At 62.7% G+C, this 21,768-nt stretch carries 23 protein-coding genes and 1 riboswitch; of the genes, 12 read left to right on the plus strand and 11 right to left on the minus strand.

Annotation, left to right across the window (positions count from 1 at the left end; all coding sequences use genetic code 11):
- The first annotated feature begins 60 nt into the window (after positions 1-60).
- Complete coding sequence (gene dinB, locus ACN50D_RS28560; protein ID WP_007731083.1) at positions 61-1,359, plus strand: DNA polymerase IV; 1,299 nt, start codon at positions 61-63, stop codon at positions 1,357-1,359.
- On the opposite strand, the gene ACN50D_RS28565 is transcribed toward dinB, so the two are convergent.
- Positions 1,356-2,636: an LLM class flavin-dependent oxidoreductase gene (locus tag ACN50D_RS28565; RefSeq protein ID WP_007731085.1), complete on the minus strand. Its 1,281-nt coding sequence runs from the start codon at positions 2,634-2,636 to the stop codon at positions 1,356-1,358. The two genes, dinB and ACN50D_RS28565, sit on opposite strands and share 4 nt — an antisense overlap.
- Positions 2,636-3,400 carry a 3-oxoacyl-ACP reductase gene (locus tag ACN50D_RS28570; RefSeq protein ID WP_007731086.1) on the minus strand — a complete coding sequence of 255 codons (765 nt, stop codon included), beginning with the start codon at positions 3,398-3,400 and terminating at the stop codon, positions 2,636-2,638. The genes ACN50D_RS28565 and ACN50D_RS28570 overlap by 1 nt, the downstream gene beginning before the upstream one ends.
- A gap of 17 nt (positions 3,401-3,417) precedes the next feature.
- A riboswitch (TPP riboswitch) is annotated at positions 3,418-3,511 on the minus strand.
- A gap of 138 nt (positions 3,512-3,649) precedes the next feature.
- Here ACN50D_RS28570 and ACN50D_RS28575 point away from each other — a divergent pair.
- Entirely contained in the window at positions 3,650-4,090 is a 441-nt protein-coding gene (locus ACN50D_RS28575) for a DoxX family protein (protein WP_003944516.1), read from the plus strand.
- A gap of 103 nt (positions 4,091-4,193) precedes the next feature.
- Complete coding sequence (locus ACN50D_RS28580; protein WP_211921214.1) at positions 4,194-5,183, plus strand: AurF N-oxygenase family protein; 990 nt, start codon at positions 4,194-4,196, stop codon at positions 5,181-5,183.
- Here the strand turns inward: ACN50D_RS28580 and ACN50D_RS28585 are convergent.
- Positions 5,180-5,929, minus strand: coding sequence for a TetR/AcrR family transcriptional regulator (locus ACN50D_RS28585; RefSeq protein WP_003944575.1), 750 nt, complete (start codon positions 5,927-5,929; stop codon positions 5,180-5,182). The two genes, ACN50D_RS28580 and ACN50D_RS28585, sit on opposite strands and share 4 nt — an antisense overlap.
- 96 nt (positions 5,930-6,025) lie before the next feature.
- On the opposite strand from ACN50D_RS28585, the gene recO reads away from it, so the two are divergent.
- Genes recO through ACN50D_RS28600 form a run of 3 tightly spaced genes read left to right on the plus strand, consistent with a single transcriptional unit; the run spans position 6,026 to position 8,035 of the window.
- Positions 6,026-6,841, plus strand: coding sequence for a DNA repair protein RecO (gene recO / locus ACN50D_RS28590; protein ID WP_029255636.1), 816 nt, complete (start codon positions 6,026-6,028; stop codon positions 6,839-6,841).
- A complete protein-coding gene (locus tag ACN50D_RS28595; protein ID WP_003944543.1) occupies positions 6,798-7,616 on the plus strand; it encodes an isoprenyl transferase in 819 nt (272 codons plus the stop codon). Before recO ends, ACN50D_RS28595 begins: the two co-directional genes overlap by 44 nt.
- Positions 7,613-8,035: a YbjN domain-containing protein gene (locus tag ACN50D_RS28600; protein ID WP_019749000.1), complete on the plus strand. Its 423-nt coding sequence runs from the start codon at positions 7,613-7,615 to the stop codon at positions 8,033-8,035. The genes ACN50D_RS28595 and ACN50D_RS28600 overlap by 4 nt, the downstream gene beginning before the upstream one ends.
- 5 nt (positions 8,036-8,040) lie before the next feature.
- Here the strand turns inward: ACN50D_RS28600 and ACN50D_RS28605 are convergent, their stop codons facing one another.
- Complete coding sequence (locus ACN50D_RS28605; protein WP_003944514.1) at positions 8,041-8,472, minus strand: Fur family transcriptional regulator; 432 nt, start codon at positions 8,470-8,472, stop codon at positions 8,041-8,043.
- An 11-nt stretch (positions 8,473-8,483) separates the two neighbouring features.
- A complete protein-coding gene (locus ACN50D_RS28610; RefSeq protein ID WP_003944457.1) occupies positions 8,484-8,867 on the minus strand; it encodes an ArsR/SmtB family transcription factor in 384 nt (127 codons plus the stop codon).
- 198 nt (positions 8,868-9,065) lie between these two features.
- On the opposite strand from ACN50D_RS28610, the gene ACN50D_RS28615 reads away from it, so the two are divergent.
- The gene (locus ACN50D_RS28615; RefSeq protein ID WP_003944491.1) at positions 9,066-10,457 is read left to right on the plus strand and encodes a glycine--tRNA ligase; all 1,392 of its coding nucleotides are present in this window, start codon (positions 9,066-9,068) and stop codon (positions 10,455-10,457) included.
- 94 nt (positions 10,458-10,551) lie between these two features.
- Positions 10,552-11,133: a dihydrofolate reductase family protein gene (locus ACN50D_RS28620; RefSeq protein ID WP_054827647.1), complete on the plus strand. Its 582-nt coding sequence runs from the start codon at positions 10,552-10,554 to the stop codon at positions 11,131-11,133.
- Here ACN50D_RS28620 and ACN50D_RS28625 read toward each other — a convergent pair.
- Together ACN50D_RS28625 and ACN50D_RS28630 are read right to left on the minus strand one after the other, a co-directional pair.
- Entirely contained in the window at positions 11,108-11,599 is a 492-nt protein-coding gene (locus tag ACN50D_RS28625; protein ID WP_007731102.1) for a MepB family protein, read from the minus strand. The two genes, ACN50D_RS28620 and ACN50D_RS28625, sit on opposite strands and share 26 nt — an antisense overlap.
- A 48-nt stretch (positions 11,600-11,647) precedes the next feature.
- Positions 11,648-12,013 carry a nuclear transport factor 2 family protein gene (locus ACN50D_RS28630; RefSeq protein WP_007731104.1) on the minus strand — a complete coding sequence of 122 codons (366 nt, stop codon included), beginning with the start codon at positions 12,011-12,013 and terminating at the stop codon, positions 11,648-11,650.
- A 138-nt stretch (positions 12,014-12,151) separates the two neighbouring features.
- Here ACN50D_RS28630 and ACN50D_RS28635 point away from each other — a divergent pair, with 138 nt between their 5' ends.
- A complete protein-coding gene (locus ACN50D_RS28635) occupies positions 12,152-12,958 on the plus strand; it encodes a helix-turn-helix domain-containing protein (RefSeq protein ID WP_047270801.1) in 807 nt (268 codons plus the stop codon).
- Here ACN50D_RS28635 and ACN50D_RS28640 read toward each other — a convergent pair.
- Together ACN50D_RS28640 and ACN50D_RS28645 are read right to left on the minus strand one after the other, a co-directional pair.
- The gene (locus ACN50D_RS28640) at positions 12,933-13,670 is read right to left on the minus strand and encodes a polyprenol monophosphomannose synthase (RefSeq protein WP_003944487.1); all 738 of its coding nucleotides are present in this window, start codon (positions 13,668-13,670) and stop codon (positions 12,933-12,935) included. The genes ACN50D_RS28635 and ACN50D_RS28640 overlap by 26 nt on opposite strands.
- Before the next feature lie 99 nt (positions 13,671-13,769).
- Positions 13,770-15,836, minus strand: a complete 2,067-nt coding sequence (locus ACN50D_RS28645; protein WP_075833620.1) for a TPM domain-containing protein — start codon at positions 15,834-15,836, stop codon at positions 13,770-13,772.
- Positions 15,837-16,016: 180 nt separating this feature from the next.
- Between ACN50D_RS28645 and ACN50D_RS28650 the strand changes: the two genes are divergently transcribed.
- The gene (locus ACN50D_RS28650; RefSeq protein ID WP_128638009.1) at positions 16,017-16,595 is read left to right on the plus strand and encodes a YdcF family protein; all 579 of its coding nucleotides are present in this window, start codon (positions 16,017-16,019) and stop codon (positions 16,593-16,595) included.
- Between the two features lie 5 nt (positions 16,596-16,600).
- Entirely contained in the window at positions 16,601-17,899 is a 1,299-nt protein-coding gene (locus tag ACN50D_RS28655) for a deoxyguanosinetriphosphate triphosphohydrolase (RefSeq protein WP_007731110.1), read from the plus strand.
- Between the two features lie 13 nt (positions 17,900-17,912).
- Here the strand turns inward: ACN50D_RS28655 and ACN50D_RS28660 are convergent, their stop codons facing one another.
- Entirely contained in the window at positions 17,913-19,463 is a 1,551-nt protein-coding gene (locus ACN50D_RS28660; protein WP_211921212.1) for a serine/threonine-protein kinase, read from the minus strand.
- 72 nt (positions 19,464-19,535) lie between these two features.
- On the opposite strand from ACN50D_RS28660, the gene dnaG reads away from it, so the two are divergent.
- Positions 19,536-21,455, plus strand: coding sequence for a DNA primase (gene dnaG / locus ACN50D_RS28665; RefSeq protein ID WP_030536590.1), 1,920 nt, complete (start codon positions 19,536-19,538; stop codon positions 21,453-21,455).
- A gap of 1 nt (position 21,456) precedes the next feature.
- Here the strand turns inward: dnaG and ACN50D_RS28670 are convergent, their stop codons facing one another.
- Complete coding sequence (locus ACN50D_RS28670) at positions 21,457-21,708, minus strand: hypothetical protein (protein WP_003941570.1); 252 nt, start codon at positions 21,706-21,708, stop codon at positions 21,457-21,459.
- Positions 21,709-21,768 lie beyond the last annotated feature (60 nt).

The raw sequence follows: 21,768 nt of genomic DNA on the forward strand, positions 1-21,768 counted from the left end.
TGATTAATTCCATGGAATCTATTTGCGGCCTTTCATTGTGTCGGTGGCGCATGGGAACATATGTTCGTGTCGCATGAACCGCTGGATCAAGAAACGCCAGGTAATCACCCTGGCGGTGCTCGTTCCGGCGGTAATCATTCTGGCGGTAGTCGGTCCACAGGTGACGCAACAATCCTGCATGCGGACCTCGATTCGTTCTACGCATCAGTCGAGCAACGCGACGACCCGACTCTGGCCGGCAGGCCGGTCATCGTCGGTGGTGGGGTGGTCTTGGCGGCAAGCTACGAGGCCAAGGCGTTCGGGGTTCGCACAGCCATGAGCGGTGGTCAGGCCCGATCACTGTGTCCTCAGGCGATAGTCGTCCCTCCGCGAATGTCGGCGTACTCGCAGGCGAGCAAAGACGTGTTCGACGTCTTTCACGACACGTCGCCGCTGGTCGAAGGAATCTCCATAGACGAGGCCTTTCTCGAGGTCGGCGGGCTCGCCAAGATCGTGGGAAACCCGCTGCAGATCGGAGCCAACCTCAGACGCGATGTGGCCGAGCAGGTCGGACTACCGATCACGGTCGGAATCGCACGCACCAAGTTCCTGGCCAAGGTCGCCAGTGCATTCGCGAAACCCGACGGATTGCTGCGAGTGCCGCCGGAGGGCGAGACCGAGTTCCTGCATCCCTTGCCGGTCGAGAAGCTGTGGGGCGTCGGCAAGATCACGGCCCAGAAGCTGCGAAACTTCGACATCGTGACGGTGGGTGACATCGCTCGGCACGACGAATCCTCGATCGTCTCGATTCTCGGGGGCGGCGCCGGTCGCCATCTCTACGCACTCTCACACAATCGAGATCCGCGCCCCGTCCGCGCCTATCGTGGCCGCAGTTCGATGGGTGCTCAGCATGCGCTGGGTCGCGGATCCCATCCCCGCGCAGAACTCGATGCGTCGTTGATGTCCCTTGTCGACCGTGTCAGTCGACGCATGCGTTCGGCGCAGCGGACGGGGCGCACGGTCACGCTCCGGCTCCGCTTCGCGGATTTCACGCGGGCAACTCGATCTCACACGCTGCGCCGGTCCACCGCCGACACAGCGGAATTGCTGAGCGCCTCGATGGTGCTGCTGGACGAAGCGATACCGATGATCGCGGACAAGGGCATCACGTTGATCGGTGTCGCTGTCTCCAACCTGGATCGGGACGGCGCCGAACAACTCGAATTGCCCTTCGACGGTCCAGGATTCGCGGGTCCGGACACTGCCGCCCTCGACTCGGCAATGGACAGTGTCCGGAAGAAGTTCGGCTCCGCGGCCCTCACGAGGGGAGTGCTCCTGGGACGCGATCCGGACCTGTCGGTGCCGCTACTGCCGGACTAGGTGAGGTTTTCTCGCAGAGTCGCTCCCTCGTATTCGCGACGGAACAACCCACGCGCCTGCAGCACCGGAATCACGTGATCGACAAAATCTTCCAGACCCTGCGGATAGGTCGGCGGCATCAGATTGAAACCGTCGGCACCGCGGCCGTTCAACCAGGATCCCATCTCGTCGGCAATCGACTCCGGTGTTCCGATCATCGTTGCGTGACCACCACCCGCAGCGAGCGTCCCGAGGAGCTCCCGCACAGTCGGTGCGTCCTTCTCGACGATCCGCAAAATAGTGGCGTAGCGTCCCTGCGGCCCTGTGAACGCTTCGAGTGGAGGCAACGGGGGCACGGGCCCGTCGAGATCCCAGTTCTCGCAATCCTGTCCGGTGAACAACGAGAGTTGGCGTATCGACTGTTCGGTGGGCAGCAGGAGATCGAGTTCGGCCTTCTTCGCCCTGGCCTCGGCGACGGTGCTGCCGACGTAGGTGACCAGTCCCGGCATCACGGCGACAGAGTTCGAATCCCGGCCGGCTCGCTCGATTCTCGATTTCACGTCCGCGTAGTAGGCCTGTGCGCTGGGTAAGTCGTAGGCAACCGAATAGATTGCCTCGGCGCGACGCGCCGCCAGATCGCGGCCCTGCTCGGAGGCCCCGGCCTGGAACAACACCGGCCGGCCTTGCGGGGAGCGCGGAACCGTCAACGGCCCGTCCACCCGAAAATGTTTGCCGTCGTGATCGATTCGAGAAATCCTGTTTGCGTCGGCAAAACGCCCCGACCGGTCGAGAATCAGCGCGTCTTCCGACCATGAATCCCACAATGCGAGGGCCACTTCGACAAATTCGTCGGCTCGTTCGTATCGGGATGCGTGATCGGGCATCGCCTCGAGTCCGTGGTTGCGCGCCTCCTGGTCGAACATCGAGGTCACGACGTTCCAGCCGGCCCGTCCGCCGCTGATGTGGTCGAGCGAGGCCAACAGTCGCGCCGCGTGAAACGGCGTGTAGAAAGTGGTGGAAATGGTGGTCACCAGGCCGATGTCCGCTGTCGCTCGTGCCATGGCAGTCAATGCGGTGATCGGCTCGAGAAACCACGACGCACCCGACTCGGGTTCGCGAACACTGTGACCGTCAGCGAAGAAGACGGCGTCCAGCTTGCCGCGTTCGGCGATCTGGGCGAGCGACTCGTAATACGTGATGTCGCCGAGACTTTCGACCGGTGAGTCGCGATGACGCCATGCCGCACTGTGATGTCCGCAACCGAGCAGGAACGCACCTATCCGCAGCTGTGCGCCCATCAGTTCTTGACGAGTCCGCCGTCGACAACCAGGTTCTGGCCGGTCACGGCCCGTGACCATGGTGAGGCGAAAAAGAGTGCAGCGTCGGCAAATTCGTCCGGCGTCGTGACTCGGCGCAGGGGAGTGCTTGCCGCGATCATGTCGAACACGGCTTCCGGTGTCGCGGCACTCGCATCGGTGGTGCGGAGCAAGCCGCCGGAGACCATGTTGACTGTGATCCCGTCCGGACCGAGGTCGGCGGACAGCGTCCGTGTCAGTGCCAACAGTGCGGCCTTGGCAGCGGTGTAGTCGTGGTACGGAACTACCGGATTCTGGACCAGATTGGTTCCGACAGTGATGATTCGGCCGAAGCCGAGTTCGCGCATGCCTGGTAGCGCTGCCTGGGTGGTATTGAGTGTTCCGGCAACAGCTCCGCGTAGTTGAGACTCGAAGTCGGCCCAGGTGATCGTGTCCGCGTTCGGCCGTGCATCGCCGTTGAACGAGAAGTCGACCAGTGCATTGTCGACCACGGTCGAGATCGGTGCGTCGAATCTCTCGCGTGCAGCGGAGAACAACTGGTCGACGGAACTGCGGTCCGTCACGTCCGCCTGGACTGCGAAGGTGCGATCCTCACCCAGTTCGGCGACCAGGGCCTCGGCGGCATCGCGGCTCTTGTTGTAGTTCACGATTACGCGGGCGCCCGAGCGGGAGAATGCTCGGCTCAGTGCGGCGCCTAGCCCGCGGGCGCCACCGGTGATCAGAACGATCTGCTCGTCGAGGTTCAATGCGCGCTGAAATTGCTGTTCGGTCACGTCGACATCCCTCCGCCAGTGCTAACTGGTCAGGTTCATCGGGTCTGATCTCAGCCGACTTTTTCGGCACCCCGTGTCACCGTCCATCAGACCACGTGAGGTGAATCGTCCTGAACGCCGGGTGCGTTGTAACGGCCGGCGCGATGAGTTTTCGATCGCGCGGGAGTCGTAATTGCAAGCGAAGTGGCAACCGGCCGCTCGCCTTCGCCCCAGGAGATTCCGATGACCACCCAGCCCGTCCACAACGAAACTGTTTCCGGTAACGCCACGACGACGACACCTTCGGCCACGGCTCGCAAGCTCGGATACGTCCTGAGTGGGCTGTTCGTCGTTTTCATGCTCTTCGACGGCATCATCCACATTCTCAACCTTCAGACAGTCAAGGATGCGTCGGCTGAACTTGGGTTGCCGGACTCGCTGGCATTGACGGCTGGGGTGGTGCAACTGATCTGCCTTGCGCTGTACGTGATTCCGCGAACGTCGATACTCGGCGCGATTCTGCTCACCGGTTACCTGGGGGGAGCGGTGTTGACCAACCTTCGAGCTGAACAGCCTCTGCTGAGCACGACCCTGTTTGCCGTCTACACCGGAATCGTCATGTGGGCGGGACTGTATCTCCGGGACGAGAAGGTTCGCGAGATCATCCCGCTGCGTCGGGCCTGAAATAGGCCCCCGAGGGGGTTGCGTGGGACGCGGTGTCCCATTATGTTTGACCTCATTCAAGTCCGTCGACTGCAATCGACGGACTGGCCGTGAGGAGACACCGATGGCTCGGTCAGCGTCGATCGAAGTGGAAAAGCCGTACCACCAGGTACTGCAGACTTTGTCCGAGGGCTCAGTTGCCCGCAGTTTCGATCCCTATCTCGACATCGACTGGGATTCACCAGAGTTCGCGATCGATCCGCATGATCCGAGATGGGTGCTCTCGTCCGTGTCGGACCCCCTCGGGGCGACGCAGTGGTACCAGGATCAGTCGTTGGAGCGTCGAATCGCCATGGGAATGTGGCGTCAGGCGAACGTGACCAAGGTGGGTTCGGCCTTCGAGAGCATCTTGATCCGGGGAATGCTGCAATACATCATGGCGCTACCCAACCAGTCGCCTGAGTTCCGGTACTGCCTGCACGAGATGACCGAAGAGTGCAATCACATCCAGATGTTCCAGGAACTCGTCAATCGCATGGACATCGACGTGCCGGGTATGCGTCCGATGTTCCGGCGACTGTCGCCGATCATCGGAGTGCTGGGAGCAAAGTTCCCGGTCATCTTCTTCATCGGCATTCTGGCTGGTGAAGAACCGATCGACCACTTCCAGAAGGATCTCATCCGTGAGGGTAAGGACACGCCGCCGGCGATGCTCCGCACCATGGAGATCCACATCGCCGAAGAAGCGAGACACATCTCGTTTGCTCACGAGTTCCTGCGCAATCACGTCCCCAGACTCAGTCGTACGAGTCGAGCCATCACATCGGTCGCCTTCCCCGGCGCGATGCGTTGGCTTGCGGGTGAAATCATGTCACCGCCAAAGGAATTCGCCGAAGAATTCGGAATCCCGGACGAGGTGATGAAGAGCGCCTTCTGGGGGAGCCCGCATTCACGCCGCATCCTGGGTAACTACTTCGGCGAAATGCGAGCCCTGGCAGACGAACTCGGATTGATGAATCCGGTGTCGAAGCTTGCGTGGCGAAAGCTGCGCATCGACGGCGACTACGCCCGCTACCGCGGCGAGCCGAAGCGTTCCGACAAGACCCGGATCTAGTCCGGCCGCGAAGTTCCTCCGTCGGAGGACACCAGCTCGGCTATGAGCGTGGACAATTCGACATGGGGATCGATCTGTAGTCCGCTCGAGCGGGCAACGCCGTCGAACATGTACCAGGTGTATTTCGCGAGGTCGGCGACGATCTCTTCGCGGCTCGGTTTCGGATCGGTGCTTCGGACCCAGTGGGTGAGCGTGCCCTCGACCATTGTCACCACTGCGAACGGTAGTGAATCGAAGGGTGAGGAGTCGATCCCCACGGATCGACCGACTTCGGTGATAGTGGTGCGGGCGGAGTCGGCGATTGTGGCCTTCAGACTGCTGATCGCGTCGATGCTCTCGTCGTCGTAGTCGGTGGGGCCGGTACCCATGAACTCGTGAATCCGCGGATGCTCGGTGATCCACTCGGCGACGGCGCTGATGGTTCGGGTCAGGATCTGGTCGAGAGTGCCTACCGAAATGCTCATCGAAGCATCCAGGGCCGCCGCAAATTGGCCGAGCACAAACGCTCGCACTCGTCGATCGAGGTCGTCTCGGCCGCTGAATTGGCGGTACACCACCGACTTGGCGAGGCCGGCACGATCGGCGATCTGCTGGACGGACACCTCGGCACCTGCCGCACGCTCTTCGATCAGTTCGACCGCCGAGGTGAGTATCCGTTTCTGACGCTCGGAGTTGTGTCGCTCCCACCGCGCTTCGCGACCGGTCAACTCTGCAGTGACAGGTTGCACAATTGCGTCGCTCGGCATCGCGCCAGTCTATCCCGACGGACCTGCCGTGTTTCCGACTTGTCATCGGGCGCGGCATCGGGATCGGTCGTCGGTACAACGTGGGACACTGGTCGAGTGAGGTTGTATCGAGACACGGCGGTGGTGCTGCGCCTGCACAAACTGGGCGAAGCCGACCACATCGTCACGTTGCTCACCCGTCAGTTCGGGTTGGTACGTGCCGTGGCCAAAGGTGTCCGCCGAACCACCTCCAAATTCGGTGCCAGACTCGAACCGTTTGCTCACATCGACGTGCAACTACTTCCGGGCAAGAATCTCGACATCATCACTCAGGTGCAGACGGTCGACGCATTCGCCACCGACATCGTCGACGACTACAGCCGGTACACCACGGCCTGCGCCGTACTCGAAACTGCCGAGCGGTTGGCCGGCGAGGAACGCGCGCCGGCCCCGCAGCTTCAGCGATTGACGGTGGGAGCACTGCGTGCGATCGCCGAGCAGGCACGACCGGTCGAGTTCGTGCTCGACGCGTTCTTGTTGAGAGCCATGGGCTATGCGGGTTGGGCGCCTGCCCTCGAAGAGTGCGCCCGCTGCAGTGCTCCTGGACCGCACCGGGCCTTTCATGTCGCCGCAGGCGGAGCCGTGTGTACCTATTGCCGCCCGGCGGGTGCTGCGACGCCGTCGCCCGGAGTGCTCGACTTGATGGAAGCTCTGCTCCGAGGGGAGTGGGAGGGTACCGATTCGGCGCCCGCGACGCTGCGGACGCAAGCCAGCGGACTGGTCGCGGCACACCTGCAGTGGCATCTCGAGCGCCAATTGCGGACGTTGCCGCTGATCGAGCGTTCGAGGCCGCATGCAGCCGTCGAGGTCGACTTGCCCGTGAGGCAGGATGGAACACGTGATTCGACGACGCGAACCGCGAACTCCGCTTGATTCTGCTGCTGACCGGGTGATCCGACCACCGGACCCACATCCGTCCGGGGCGACCCCGCCGATCCTGCAGACCGAACTGATCCCGCGCCACGTCGCTTTGGTGATGGACGGCAACGGACGATGGGCGCAGGAGCGCGGTCTGCCCCGAACCGCCGGGCACGAACGCGGCGAAGCTGTCCTGATGGACACCGTCTGCGGGTGCATCGAGATGGGTGTCGAGTGGCTCTCCGCTTACGCCTTCTCCACCGAGAACTGGAAGCGCAGTCCCGACGAGGTTCGATTCCTGATGGGCTTCAACCGTGATGTCATCCGCCGTCGACGCGACGAGATGAACGAAATGGGTGTGCGTGTTCGCTGGGCCGGTCGTAAGCCACGCCTGTGGGCCAGCGTGATCAAGGAACTCGAGATCGCCGAAGAACTGACCAAGAACAACACCGTCATGAACTTGACCATGTGTGTGAACTACGGCGGCCGGGCCGAAATTGCCGATGCGGTAAAGGAAATCGCGAAGCGTGTCGCGGCCGGTGAGATCAATCCGGACAAGATCACCGAGGCGACGGTTGCCAAGTACCTCGACGAACCCGACATGCCCGACGTCGATCTCTTCCTGCGTCCGTCGGGGGAACAGCGGACGTCCAATTTCTTGATCTGGCAATCCGCCTACGCCGAAATGGTGTACCAGGAGAAGCTGTTTCCCGATTTCGACCGCCGCGACCTTTGGGCCGCCTGCGTCGAGTACGCCTCACGTGACCGTAGATTCGGTGGCGTCAAATGACAGGGGAGAACATGACCGACACCACCGACGAAGCAGCCCGCCTACAAGAACGCGCGGCCGCCTCGCTGGCGCATTTCGTGACGGTCGATGTGGCTGCCGACGGATCACTGGGTTTCCAGTACTCCGGCGCGCTGTGTTCCATCCAGGCGATGAATCTGTCCGAGGGTCTGGACGTGCTGTCCATGACGTGCGTTCTCGCATGGGACCGACCGGTCAGCGCGGCACTGCATCGCAAGGTGGCCGAGCGAAATCGCACCATCCAATTCGGCTCCATCGCGGTGTTCGGCCACGGCAGTCTGGCGGACGTCATCCTGCGTTACACGTTCCCTGCCGCCGGACTGGACGACGAGGCACTGACCACGATGTTGCTACTGGCGCTCACCGGTGCCGATACCGCCCGGCAGGGTTTGATTCCCTGACGCTCTCAGGCGGCGGCGCAGTCGCGGCAGGTGCCGAAGATCTCGACGGTGTGACTCACTTCGGTGAAACCGTTGTCCTCGGCGATGGTCTGTGACCACTGCTCGACCGTCGGGCCCTCGACCTCGACGGTGAATCCGCAGTTGCGGCACACCAGGTGATGGTGGTGCCCGGAGGAGCAGCGTCGGTAGACGGACTCACCTGTGTCGGTGCGTAGGACGTCGATGGTTCCGGCGTCGGAGAGTGCCTGCAGCGTGCGGTAGACGGTGGTCAGGCCGATGCCTTCACCTCGCTTGCGCAGTTCGTCGTGCAATTCCTGTGCCGACTTGAATTCGTCGATGTCGTCGAGCAGGGCGGAGATGGCGCTGCGCTGTTTCGTGGAACGAACGCCGACTGTGGCCGGTCCACGTTTCGAGGTCGTACTGCCCGGGGTGTTCATGCGGTGGAATCTCATCCTTCTTCGGCGTGGGCGACAGCGTCGACGACGATGTGTGCAAGGTGATCGTCGACGAGTCGATAGAGAACTTCTCGTCCGTTGCGCTCGCCGCGGACGACGCCCGCTGCTTTGAGTACGCGCAGATGCTGGCTGATGAGTGGCTGAGTGACACCGAGAGCTCCGACGAGTTCGTGAACGCAACGCTCCGACTCGTGCAACTGAAGCACGATCGCGATCCGAACGGGTGCAGCGAGCGCCCGCAGAATTTCGCCGGCGGCCGCCAGGGTTTCCTTGGGCGGCACGGGCGCGGGCGGTGCGGCTTCGAACGGGTCGTGCGTGTGTCCGAGGTCGGAATGATCATGGCTTTTGTGGAGATCGCCGGTATCCGCAATGCTCACAGCGAGGCTCCTTCGAGGGGTAGATCATGATGTCCGGGCATAGCCATCTCACCACATTATTGCAAATCACTTTCATTTTGATATGCACAAGTATGCATGTCAACCTTGGACGGAAGTGCGTGGCAGCCGCCAGATAGGCTGATGGTGCGAAAAGCGCACGAAAATCATGCATCTATTACCCAGATGGAGAGCAATCGAGTGGCACCCAAGTCCAAGATCGAAGCCGTTGTCAATCTCGCCAAGCGGCGAGGCCTGGTCTACCCGTGCGGTGAGATCTACGGCGGTACCAAGTCCGCATGGGACTACGGCCCATTGGGTGTCGAGCTCAAGGAGAACATCAAGCGCCAGTGGTGGCGCAACATGGTCACCAGCCGCGAGGACGTCGTCGGCCTCGACTCGTCGGTGATTCTGCCCCGCGAGGTGTGGGTCGCGTCCGGTCACGTCGGTGTCTTCAACGACCCGCTCGTCGAGTGCCTCAACTGTCACAAGCGTCACCGTCAGGATCACCTGCAGGAGGCGTACGCGGAGAAGAAGAAGCTCGACAACCCGGACGACGTCTCGATGGATGTCATCGGTTGCCCCGATTGCGGCACCGTCGGCCAGTGGACCGAGCCGCGCGACTTCAACATGATGCTCAAGACGTACCTCGGCCCCGTCGAGAGCGAAGAGGGCATGCACTACCTTCGCCCCGAGACCGCACAGGGCATCTTCGTGAACTTCGCCAACGTGCTGACCACCTCGCGTAAGAAGCCGCCGTTCGGCATCGGCCAGATCGGCAAGAGCTTCCGCAACGAGATCACCCCCGGCAACTTCATCTTCCGCACCCGTGAGTTCGAGCAGATGGAGATGGAATTCTTCGTCAAGCCGGGCGAGGACGAGCAGTGGCATCAGTACTGGATCGACTACCGCCTTGACTGGTACACCGGCCTCGGTATCAACAAGGACAACCTGCGTCTGTACGAGCATGCGCCGGAAAAGCTTTCGCACTACTCGAAGGGCACGACCGACATCGAGTACCGCTTCCACTTCCAGGGCAGCGAATGGGGCGAGCTCGAAGGTATCGCGAACCGTACCGACTTCGATCTCTCGACGCACTCCAAGCACTCGGGCACCGAGCTGAACTACTACGACCAGACGACGGGCGAGCGGTACACGCCGTACGTCATCGAGCCGGCGGCCGGTCTCACGCGTTCGCTGATGGCCTTCCTGGTCGACGCCTACACCGAGGACGAGGCGCCCAACTCCAAGGGCGGCGTCGACAAGCGCACAGTGCTCCGCCTGGATCGTCGACTCGCTCCCGTCAAGGCTGCCGTTCTGCCGCTCTCGCGTAACGCGGACCTGACGCCGAAGGCCAAAGATCTTGCAGCGCAGCTGCGTCAGAATTGGAACGTCGAGTTCGACGACGCCGGCGCCATCGGTCGTCGTTACCGTCGCCAGGACGAGATCGGCACACCGTTCTGCATCACGGTCGACTTCGACACTCTCGAAGACCAGGCTGTGACGGTGCGTGAGCGTGACTCCATGGCGCAGGAACGCGTCGCCCTCGATCAGGTGGAAAGCTACCTGGCCGCACGGCTGATCGGCTCCTGATTCTCGTTCTAAGCTGACGGGCGGTCCTTCTCAATCGAGAAGGACCGCCCGTTTTCTCTTTCCCCGATGGTCCTTCAGGCGCAGGATCGAAGTTATGAGAAAACTCAGCGTGACCAACAGCGTGACTCTCGACGGTGTCATGCAGGCACCTGGTGGGCCGGACGAGGACCGTCGTGGCGGATTCGAGCACGGTGGGTGGGCAGCACCCTTCAACGATTCCGTCATGGCGCAGAAGATGGGGGAGGGGATGGCGAAGAAATCGGAGTTGCTGTTCGGACGCAGAACCTATGAAAACTTCGCCTCGTACTGGCCGTTTCAGACCGACAATCCGTTTACCGAGGTGCTCGACAACACGCAGAAATACGTAGCGTCAAGGACTTTGGGTGAACCGCTGCCGTGGAAGAACTCGACTGTGTTGAAAGGCGATGCCGCCGACGCGGTCGCCACGCTCAAGGAAAGTGAGGGCCCGGATCTGGTGATTCTGGGCAGCGGCGACTTGATCACGTCCTTGGCCGCGCGACGTCTCGTCGACACCTACACTCTGCTGATACATCCGCTGGTTCTCGGAACCGGGCGCAGATTGTTCCCCGACGGAGCTGCGCTCGCTCAGTTCACCCTCACCGACAGCGTCCCTACGACAACAGGCGTCATCATCGCGACGTATCAGTTGAGCTGAACGCAGTTGAGCTGAACACAGTCGAGCTGAGTACATCAGGGAACTCGCCGAAATGCCGGATCTGCCAGCGCTGAGTTCTGACTGCTTGCGCGCTGGTCGGCGTAACCCAGGGCGCATAGACCCGGACAGCGCGCTTACCGCCGGAGAAGTTCGTCGAGACGATCTCGTGTTCGACGAGGGTTTCGACGGGAAAGACGAAGTGCCCCGAATGCTCTTCGTCGTATACCTTCACCACAAACAGCGCGACGCCGTCGCTGGTGTCGAATGGGCGGATGGGCCCGGCCTCGGAACGGCGCCACAGCGTGACGAACTGACCGAGCTTGGTCGGCGTCGTCTTGGCGGTTCGATAGACGGAGGCAAGGCCGTTGACGGTCAACGTGTGAGCGTCGTACTCAGCACCCTCGGACTCGGGAATCGGTGTGGACCAGGTAAATCCGTCGGCGTTCATCGGCACCGATGATGCCACGAACCACCGACAACCTTCGTGACGAACGCTGTCGGTGGTAGTCCCGATTCAGGCCGAAGGCACCTTGTCGAGAAACCCGAGGACAAGCGTCACCCGGCCGTCGTCGTCGCGTTCGAGTACGTCGAATCCGTCGATCAGTGACTCGGCCCCCGACGGGCCGAGAGCCCAACCGAATCGGGCCTGTCGGTGATGCGCGTCCACAGGTCCGACGAGGGTGAAGTGCATGCCCGGAAATTGTTGCTGCACAGCGTTGATCATCGCGTCGATCTGAACGTGTCCGGTGACGTCCGCGAGCGGATCGGTGTAGCGACCGCCGGGTGCGAACAATTGCTCGACCCGTGCTTTACGGGCGGTGGTATCGGTTTCGTTCCACATGTCGATGTAGGCGTCGGCGATTGCGTCGAAGTCGCTCATGGTCGCTCCCTTGATCAGTTTCCGGTGGTGAATGTCCGGCGGCCTCGCCGGCTGAGACCACTGTTCCTCCGAAACTGCGTCGGGTCGATTACCTCTGAGGTCATGGCCTCGGCTACCTCGGGTCGCTAACTTGAAAGAATGACCTTCGAGACGATGGACGTGGGCTCCGAACTCAAGCGGTGGCGGGAGCGGCGAAGGCTCACTCAGTTGGGACTCTCGGCGGCGGCAGGAGTGTCGACCAGGCATCTGAGCTTCATCGAAACCGGCCGCTCCAAGCCGAGCCGGGACATGATTCTTCACCTGTCCGAATGTCTGGATGTTCCTCTACGACAACAGAACACGCTTCTGCTGGCAAGTGGCCACGCGCCGGAGTACTCGCAGAAGTCGTTGGCAGAAGCGCCGATGTCAGCGGTGAGTGAGGCCATCGATCGCATCATCGACGCGCATGACCCGTATCCGGCCGTGGTGGTCGATCAGCAGTGGGAGATGGTCGCCGGGAACCAGGCCGTGGGAATTTTGACCGCGGGCGCCGCTGATTTCCTCCTGGAACCACCGGTGAACGTATTGCGTCTGAGCTTGCATCCCGAGGGCATGGCGCCGCGGATCGTGAACCTCGCGCAGTGGCGGGCCCACCTGCTCACAAGGCTGGCTCGGGAAGTGGAGGTCAGTGCGGATGTGCAGCTGTCGTCGTTGCTCGACGAGCTGCGCGCCTATCCGAGCGGCGGAGACTGGCACGACGACCGCGCGAATTCCCTGCTGGTTCCGTTGCGTGTACGCGTCGGCGATACCGAACTGGCGATGTTCAGCACCACCACCGTGTTCGGTACGCCGCGCGACGTCACGCTCGCAGAGATTGCGATCGAATCGTTCTACCCGTCGGACACGCAGACGGCCGACTACTTTCGATCGGCCGCCGAGGTCACAGGGACTTCTTGCCGAACTTGAGCTTCCACGGCACCAGAGCAGACTCCAACTGAACCGAGAGACTCATCTTGGAGACGCCTTCGGTGCGCTCCTCGAAGCGGATGGGCGTTTCGGCGATCTTCATGCCGCGCTGAACAACTCGGTAGTTCATCTCGACCTGGAACGCGTAGCCGTTGCTCTGCACCGATTCGACGTCGATGTCGCGCAAGGTCTTTGCATGCCACGCCTTGAAGCCGGCGGTCGCATCCTTGACGTGCAGTCGCAGAATGGCGTTGACGTAGAAGTTCGCCCAGGCGGACAAGGCCTTGCGGTGCCACGGCCAGTCGCCGGCGACTGCGCCGCCTTCGACGTAGCGGGAGCCGAGAACGACTGCCGCATCGGTAGTGGTGAGGATCTCGATCATGGCGGGGATCGCTTCGGACGGGTGCGAGAGATCTGCGTCCATCTGAATGACGATGTCTGCGTTCTCCGCCAGAGCCCGGCTCATGCCCGCGACGTAAGCACGGCCGAGACCGTCCTTGACCGTGCGGTGAAGCACTCCGACCGGGATGGGACCATCGATACCCAACTTGTCCGCAACCTCGCCCGTTCCGTCGGGGGAGTTGTCATCCACCACGAGGACGTGCAGGTTCGGGATCTTCAACGCGGCGAGGCGATCGACGAGCTTTGGCAGGTTCTCACGCTCGTTGTATGTGGGTACAACGACGGTTATCTGCGGGGCGACGCTTTCCATAACACCTTCGTATGATCTGTGATCCCGACTTGCCGGATGAAGCGTACGACGAGTGCGGTCGTGAACAAAGTAGGGATTTTACTACCTCGACGGGATCCGTCAGAACCGGCCGCCGCCGCCTCGACTGGTTCGGCCGCCGCCCCCGCCGCCGAAACCACCGCCGCCGCCACCGCGACCGGAGCGTCCGCTGCTGCTCGGTCCGCCGTACGAGCGGGGCCCGCCGCCACCTCGCAGAATGCTGTTGATCAGGATGCCGCCGAGGATCGCTCCCGTCGCATCGCCGCCGCCACCGCGGGGTCGTTGGTTTGCTTCCCAGGTGTTGACGTCGTTCTGCGCGGCGCGAAGTGAGTGCGTCGCCAAGGTGGTCGCGGCCTGGGCGTGTTGCAGTGCCTTCGACGGATCCGAGGTCTGCAATTGCTGGGCCGCCTGCAGGTGCCGCTGAGCCTCGGCGTAGCGAGTGCGCGCCTCCGCCCCGATCGCGCCGCGCCTGGTTCCGAGGAAGTCGCCTGCAGCGGTCACCTGAGCCTGTGCGGCCAGAATGTCCTGGGCGAGGCGCTGCTGTGCACGTTCGAGCTGCTGCTTCTGCTCCTGAGCGTCGGCAAGAAGCGCGTCGAGTTGGGCGTCGGCTGCGACGATCTGGTTGAAGGCTGTCAGCGGATCGCTGTCCTTCGACGTCTGAGCATTCGCCAACGCTGCCTGGGCTGCGGCCTTCGCGTCCGCCAACTTCTGCCCGCCTTGCGCCAGGTAAGCGTCCGCAGCGGTGATGCCCTGCTGGACGTCGTCCATCGCGGACGGAAGTGTCGCGATGGCGTTTCGGATGTCGTCGGCGGCGTGATCGACGCCGTCGAGTAGCTTGCGTGCCTGATCGAGGGCGGCTTCGGCCGTGCGAATCGCAGTGACGGCAGCGCCTTGCTTACCTGCCGGCAGTGCCGTCGCGTCTCGTCCTTCCTCGATCGACTTCTCGGCGAGCGTCAGGCGCTCACTCGCCATCGTGACGTTGTTCACGACCGATGCCAGCGTCGGCGCGGGGAATTGATCCTTTAATTTGGTCAGAATCGCCTCGGATTCGGGCAAGCGCACGCTGAGAGAAACAACACTCTGCGTCAACGCATCGAGACGTGCGGGGGCGTTGATGAGAAGGTCGCGAAGCCCGTCGAACTCCTCGACGCGAGCTTCGAGTTCTTGGTCGGCTCGACCGCACGAGGAAATGATGTCGATCAGCATCTGTCGGCGTTGATCGGGAGTTTCCGGGATGGCGTCGTCGAGTCGCTGCCTGATCGCGAAGGCTTCGGCGAGGGTGGCCTTGGCCTTGTCGAATGCTGCCGAGAAGGGTGCGACGGCGGAATCTCCGAACTCGCTGCGGGCCAGATCGAGTTCCTCCTGGCTGCCGGCGATCGCGTTGTCCGTCTCGACGAGGATCTCCTTCGCGCGTTCGTCGAGCGTCGGCAGCGGGAGTGCGTTGAGGCTGGCGATGTCGTCGGGGGAGATGTTCTTCGCGGCTTCGACGCTTGCCTTGTTCTTGTCGTTCTTGCGCTTGCGTGAGTACAGGACCACGCCGCCCGTCCCGACCACCACAGCGCCGCCCGCGATGAGGAGTGTTCCGACTCCCATTCCGCCGCTCGTGTTGTTCGCGTCGCCGAGTGCGCCGGCCGCGGCAATCGCCGCGCCGGTCCAATCATCCTCGGCGAGAGCCGGTTCCACCGCGTCGGTATTGATCGATTCGATGTCGGAATCCGTGATGTTGCGCAGCTCGGCCGGGACGTCGAGGTAGTAAGCACGCTCTGCCGTGGCAACTGCAAGCAGGACGGACTTGGTACTCAGCGTCGACTTCGTGGCTGTCTGCTGTGCCCACGCCTGGCCACCCAGGTTGTTGAAATCGGGGACGAACGCGACCCACAGATCGATCTGGTGGTCCTCGCCGAGTTGATCGATCGCGGCTTGTATGTCGCTGCGTTGCCCGGAATCGAGGACCCCGGAGGTGTCGGTGATGTGATTCGGCAACACCATCGGGGCGTCCGCCGAGGCGAGCGCAGGACTGAAGACGAGCGCCAGCAGAGCGAAAATCGCAGCGACGGCGGCGGCGCTTCCCCGACGCCGAACGGGTCGGGTGGTTGTCCGACTCTGCTCTACCGAGGACAACTGCGCGAAGTGTGGTGCGAGGGCCATGACGCAAATCTATCCGTTGTGGCGCGTCGGCATCGGAGGTGATCGCTGCGAACTGGCAGAATTGCGGGAGTGAAACCTGCTTTCGGTAACCGCCCCCACGACCCATCACCCTCGCGGGCGGGCGGCTTCGGGGCAGGATTGGCTCGCTGGACGCGCCGACTGATCGCCGGTGCCGTGTTGATGGCCGTGGTTCTGGTCGGGGGTACTGCGTTCCGGGTGTGGCAGGTGGCGCGCATCGACGACACGCGGCCGGCCGACGCGATAGTCGTTCTGGGCGCGGCTCAGTATTCCGGCACTCCGTCGTCCGTCTTCGAGGCCCGACTCGAGCAGGCGTACAAGCTGTACAAGCGCGGAGTGGCGCCGCAGATCATCACTGTCGGCGGCAAACAAGAAGGTGACGAGTACACCGAAGCGGCGTCGGGAAAGATGTATCTGACCGATCGCGGAATTCCTTCGAGTGCGATCACCGCGGTGGAGACCGGTTCGGACACACTGCTCAGTATCGACGCGGTGAGCGCCGAGATGTCCTCGCAGGGAATCAATTCCGCTGTCCTGGTCAGTGACCCGTGGCACTCCTTGCGAACGCGGACGATGGCCCGCGACACAGGACTCCAGGCGTGGACCGCACCTACTCGTCAGGGCCCGGCTGTCTTCACCCGCGAATCCCAGTTGCACGGAATCGCTCGCGAAACCGGCGCGCTGCTCTGGTATCAGCTCACGCACTTCTCGGCAGACTTCCCCTACACGGCAGGGCAATAGAGACCATGACAGCTCACACCACCTACGGAGGCGGCACCTACTCCGAACACGACCTCGAACGTCGTGTCGTCGAGGCGCCGAAGCGAGCGGGGTTGCCGGGTTCGCAGATCGCAGCGGCGCAGCATCGTTCGGACTTCTCGCGAGATCGGGCGCGTGTCCAACACTCCGCGGCTTTGCGGCGCTTGGCCGACAAGACCCAGGTTGTCGGCCCGCGCGACGGTGACACACCTCGCACGCGGTTGACGCACTCGATGGAGGTCGCACAGATCGGGCGAGGGATCGCCGACGGACTCGGTTGCGATCCGGACCTGGTGGACCTCGCCGGTCTCGCGCACGACATCGGGCACCCACCGTACGGTCACAACGGCGAGAAGGCCCTCGACGAAGTCGCCAAGGACTGCGGCGGTTTCGAGGGCAATGCGCAGAATCTGCGGATCTTGACCAGCCTCGAACCCAAGATCCTGCGCCCCGACGGTCTGAGCGCAGGCCTCAATCTCACCAGGGCGTCACTCGACGCAGCCATCAAGTATCCCTGGACCCGCCCTGAGCCCGGCGCGAAGTTCGGGGCATACGACGACGACGCAGAGGTGCTCGCCTGGGTTCGCGAGGGAGCGCCCGAGCGTCGGCAATGCCTGGAAGCTCAGGTCATGGACTGGGCCGACGACATCGCGTACTCCGTGCACGACGTGGAGGACGGGGTGATCGCAGGCCGTATCGACCTTCGCTCGCTTGCTGATCCGTCCGAGCAGCGCGCACTGGCAGAACTGGGGGCCTCCGAGTTTCGGGGGTTGGTAGTCGACGATCTGATCGACGCCGCTCAACGGTTGTCCGAACTCCCCGTCGTACGCGGGGTCGGAAGTTTCGACGGAACACTCGGAAGTTCCGTCGCGTTGAAGAATCTCACGAGTGAATTGGTGGGTCGCTTCGCCACCGCGGCGATCGCCAGCACCCGGCTGACACACGGTGACCGACCCCTCTCGCGCTATCAAGCCGACCTCGACATACCCGAGGCCGTCGCATCCGAGGTGGCGTTGCTCAAGACCGTGGCGCTGTACTACGTGATGTCCGACGCCGGACACAAAGCGCGTCAGGATCGGCAGCGTGATCGTGTTCATCGCGTCGCGGAATGGCTGCTGGCAACTGCGCCGGCCGGGCTCGATCCGATCCTGCTGCCCGCGTGGGAACGCGCCGCGGACGACGGTGCTCGGGTCCGGGTAGTGGTGGATCAGATCGCGTCGTACACGGAGAGTCGGCTCGAACGGGTGGACAAAGCGAGCCTGGGCGCGCAGGCCAGCTGGGGCTGAGCCACTTACGCCCTCAGCAAGTCATCCGCGTCGACGGGTCGGTAGTGGTATCGAGCCACTTGCCGTAAGCGTCGCCACCTGCTGCGCGAACGTCCTTGCAGATCTTCGACTCGGTGTTCCCGGATTCGCGATACACCGTGTAGATCGCCGTCCCCGAATCGGAGACTTGACGCAGTGACGGGCAGGACTGGTCTGTGCGTAGGTATTTCGAGCCGGGGAACGCGTCGAGGTAGTTCTGGATCTCGCTGGCGTACGTTGCCGGATCGGTGGCATTGGCCAACACCACGATTCCGGTTCCTTTGCATGAGGGGACGGTGATCGGCTTGCTCACCCCGAGATCGCCGTTCTTCGTGGCGGGGTTCGGCGCCCGCGTGGTCGTGGTTGCCTGCTGTCCGGCGGTGGGTAGCGGCTCGAGCTTCGGCGTTCTGACCGGATCCTGAATGGGTGCCGGTGCCGACGTGGCGGTGGAAGCTGCTACAGCGGTTGGTGATTCGGGGCCCGAATTCCCCAGCGTCACCCAGGCCGCCGTGCCTCCTGCGGCCAGAACGAGTGCAATTCCAGCCGCACCGATCGCGATCGGTGCTCGGTTTCGCTTGGTCTTTGTCACGATGTGCGTGTAGTTCCCGTGAGCGGGATTCGCCGTGGTGTAGGTGGGCTGCCCGACGATCGTGGGTTGCAATCCGCCGGCGGCACCGGGGGTGTGGGTCGTCGAGAGGGCCTGCCGCGCTTGGAGTGCGAGCGCTCCCGTAGTCGGATAGCGGTGTGCGGGATCCTTTGCCATGCCGCGAGCCACGATGGCGTCAAGGCCTTGCGGGAGCGACGGAACCGCCAGTGTGGGGCGTGGCGGCGGAGCGTTCAGGTGCGAATTGACCAGATGCTCGATGCTTGTGGTGTTGAAAGGTGTTGTTCCGGTGAGTGATTGGTAGAGGACACAAGCCAGGGAATAGACATCCGCTGCGGCCGTCGGCGTTTCGATTCCGAACCGCTCCGGCGCCATGTATGCATACGAACCGACTGCGCTTCCCTCGGTGGTGATCTTCGTGTCCGTCTGTGAGTAGGCGATTCCGAAGTCGGCGAGGTAGGCGAAGCCGTTGTTCGTGAGAATGATGTTGTCTGGTTTGACGTCACGATGGATGAGCCCGCGGGCATGGGCGGCGTCCAACGCCGACGCGATTTGCGAGACGATGTCGACGGCTCGTACAGGCGTGAGTCGGCCGAATTCGGTCAACTCGGCTCGCAACGTATGACCTTCGACCAATCGCATGTCGATGAAGAGAACTCCGTCGATCTCGCCCCAGTCGTGCACCGGGATCACGTGCGGTTCGTTCAGGGCGGCGGTGGTGCGAGATTCTCGGCGGAAACGAGCTTGGAATGACGGGTCGGCCGCAAGCTCTCGATGGAGCAACTTGAGAGCGACCAGGCGATCCTTCGAGGTGTCGTACGCCTCGTACACTTCACCCATTCCGCCTCGGCCGAGGAGGCTACGCAACTCGTACACGCCGAATCGGGTTCCTGATCGCCCTTCGTGCGAGCTCGAGGCGTTTTCAGTCATCGTCGGTCCCATCGCTGCGGTGCAGAGTCGGCCATCAACATATCGTTGTCAGGAGGTGCCGGGGGACCGCCTAGACTGATGTACGTGGCGGGCCGAATTTCTGACAGAGACATCGCGGCCATTCGCGAACGCACTCGCATCGAGGACATCGTCGGTGAATACGTTTCACTCAAGCGTGCCGGTGGCGATTCGATCAAAGGTCTGTGTCCCTTTCACGACGAGAAGTCGCCGTCGTTCCATGTGCGACCCAACCACGGCCTCTACCACTGCTTCGGCTGCGGTGAGGGTGGTGATGTGTACTCGTTCCTGCAGAAGATGGATCACATCAGCTTCGTAGAGGCCGTCGAGCAGTTGGCGGATCGACTCAGCTACACGATTTCGTATGAGGGCGGCGGACCGTCCGTTCAGCGCGATCGCGGCACCCGTGCACGCTTGATCGCAGCAAACGCGGCGGCTCAGGAGTTCTACGCCGCTCGTCTGCGCGAACCCGATGCCCAGGCGGCTCGCGACTACCTCACCGAGCGAAACTTCGACGGTGCAGCGGCCTTGCAGTTCGGGTGTGGATACGCGCCAGAAGGTTGGGACACTCTCACAAAACACTTGATGTCCAAAGGTTTCGAGTTCAAAGAACTAGAAGCAGCCGGGCTGTCCAAAGAAGGCCGGCGAGGTCCGATCGACCGGTTCCATCGCCGACTTCTGTGGCCGATCCGCAGCGTCGCCGGTGACGTCATCGGCTTCGGTGCCCGCAAGCTCTTCGACGACGACACCATGCCGGGTAAGTACGTCAACACGCCGGAAACGATTCTCTACAAGAAGTCTCAGGTCTTGTTCGGCTTGGACCTCGCCAAGCGCGACATCGCCAAGGGGCACCAGGCGGTAGTCGTCGAGGGTTACACCGACGTCATGGCGATGCATTTGGCCGGCGTCAAGACCGCCGTCGCTTCGTGCGGGACCGCCTTCGGTGAGGAGCACCTTGCGATGCTCCGCCGACTCCTGATGGACGACAGCTACTTTCGCGGTGAGATCATCTACACCTTCGACGGTGATGCCGCGGGGCAGGCCGCTGCGATGAAGGCGTTCGAGGGTGATCAGAAGATGGCCGGGCAGACGTTCGTCGCCGTCGCGCCCGACGGAATGGACCCGTGCGATCTGCGTCTGAAGTCTGGTGACGCCGCCGTTCGCGACCTCGTGGCACGGCGCACTCCGATGTTCGAGTTCGTGGTGAAGTCCATCCTCACCGAACACGATCTGGAGACCGCTGAAGGTCGTGTCGAGGCACTGCGTCGTACCGTGCCCGTCGTTGCGCAGATCAAGGAATCAACTCTGCGCGACAGCTACGCGAATCTGTTGTGCGGATGGGTCGGTTGGGACGATCTTCCGTCGGTTCGACGACGCGTGCGTGACGAAGCTCGCAAACGGGCGTCGACGCGTGGATCGTCACCGGCACCCAAGCGTCGTCAGGTTGTCGACCAACCTGCTGCCGATGCGCTTGCGCTGCCGATCGGAATCTCCAGGCCCCGGCCCAACGATCCCGCGCTCTCGACGCAGCGAGCTGTCCTCAAGGCCGCATTGCAGCACCCTGGCATCGCCGGCAGTGTCTTCGACTCGTTGCCGCCCGAGACGTTCACCCACCCCGCCTACGTTGTCATCAGACAGGCAATGGCTGACGCCGGTGGAACGAGCAAGGGACTCGGCGGCGCCGAGTGGATCGAAGTCGTCACCAAGGGCGTCGAAGACATGACGGTGGCCTCGGTTGTATCTGAGCTGGCCGTCGAACCGATGCCGTGTGACGAAGACACGGTTCCGCGCTACATCAACGGAGTGCTCGCACGACTGCAGGAAGCGTGGGTGGGCGAGCAGGTTGCCGACCTCAAATCCAAGCTTCAGCGCGTTTCACCTGCTGCAGCCCCCGAGGAGTACAACTCACTGTTCGGCGACCTCGTGGCGCTGGAGCAGTATCGCCGACAGCTGCGTGAGCAGGCTGTCGGCGACCAAAGCGTCTGACCTAACGGTTTTTCTTCAGCTGGTCGTGGGGGACCAGAATCGTAGTCTCCTCGTTGATCGGCTTCATCGGCTCGAGCTTGGGCTGAGTACTCAGTGAGTCGGCCAGCTTCTGCCGTGACGCGTCCAACACCTTCTTGGTGGCCGGACTGGTGGCCACCGCCTTCGCGGCCCGGCTGATCTGCTCGTATCGTGCGCGGCCCGCTTTGGTTCCCAGGACGTACCCAGCTGCAACACCGATCAACAAACGCATCATTCCTGCTTCCCTCCAGCACCGATCGTCCTGACTCCATCCTGCCTGATGACTCGCTGGGCA

This window comes from Rhodococcus sp. SB1D (genome assembly GCF_048573875.1).
In the GTDB taxonomy this organism is placed as follows: domain Bacteria; phylum Actinomycetota; class Actinomycetes; order Mycobacteriales; family Mycobacteriaceae; genus Rhodococcus_F; species Rhodococcus_F qingshengii.

Bases quoted from the DNA above. Each gene is read 5' to 3' on its own strand.
- ACN50D_RS28580 (WP_211921214.1), top strand. From the start codon at position 4,194: ATGGCTCGGTCAGCGTCGATCGAAGTGGAAAAGCCGTACCACCAGGTA.
- dinB (WP_007731083.1), top strand. From the start codon at position 61: ATGTTCGTGTCGCATGAACCGCTGGATCAAGAAACGCCAGGTAATCAC.
- ACN50D_RS28640 (WP_003944487.1), bottom strand. From the start codon at position 13,670: ATGGAAAGCGTCGCCCCGCAGATAACCGTCGTTGTACCCACATACAAC.
- ACN50D_RS28605 (WP_003944514.1), bottom strand. From the start codon at position 8,472: ATGAACACCCCGGGCAGTACGACCTCGAAACGTGGACCGGCCACAGTC.
- ACN50D_RS28585 (WP_003944575.1), bottom strand. From the start codon at position 5,929: ATGCCGAGCGACGCAATTGTGCAACCTGTCACTGCAGAGTTGACCGGT.
- ACN50D_RS28630 (WP_007731104.1), bottom strand. From the start codon at position 12,013: ATGAGCGACTTCGACGCAATCGCCGACGCCTACATCGACATGTGGAAC.
- ACN50D_RS28670 (WP_003941570.1), bottom strand. From the start codon at position 21,708: ATGATGCGTTTGTTGATCGGTGTTGCAGCTGGGTACGTCCTGGGAACC.
- ACN50D_RS28660 (WP_211921212.1), bottom strand. From the start codon at position 19,463: ATGGGACCGACGATGACTGAAAACGCCTCGAGCTCGCACGAAGGGCGA.
- ACN50D_RS28655 (WP_007731110.1), top strand. From the start codon at position 16,601: ATGACAGCTCACACCACCTACGGAGGCGGCACCTACTCCGAACACGAC.
- ACN50D_RS28595 (WP_003944543.1), top strand. From the start codon at position 6,798: ATGGAACACGTGATTCGACGACGCGAACCGCGAACTCCGCTTGATTCT.
- ACN50D_RS28575 (WP_003944516.1), top strand. From the start codon at position 3,650: ATGACCACCCAGCCCGTCCACAACGAAACTGTTTCCGGTAACGCCACG.
- ACN50D_RS28650 (WP_128638009.1), top strand. From the start codon at position 16,017: ATGGCCGTGGTTCTGGTCGGGGGTACTGCGTTCCGGGTGTGGCAGGTG.
- ACN50D_RS28620 (WP_054827647.1), top strand. From the start codon at position 10,552: ATGAGAAAACTCAGCGTGACCAACAGCGTGACTCTCGACGGTGTCATG.
- ACN50D_RS28635 (WP_047270801.1), top strand. From the start codon at position 12,152: ATGACCTTCGAGACGATGGACGTGGGCTCCGAACTCAAGCGGTGGCGG.
- ACN50D_RS28565 (WP_007731085.1), bottom strand. From the start codon at position 2,636: ATGGGCGCACAGCTGCGGATAGGTGCGTTCCTGCTCGGTTGCGGACAT.
- ACN50D_RS28645 (WP_075833620.1), bottom strand. From the start codon at position 15,836: ATGGCCCTCGCACCACACTTCGCGCAGTTGTCCTCGGTAGAGCAGAGT.
- ACN50D_RS28600 (WP_019749000.1), top strand. From the start codon at position 7,613: ATGACAGGGGAGAACATGACCGACACCACCGACGAAGCAGCCCGCCTA.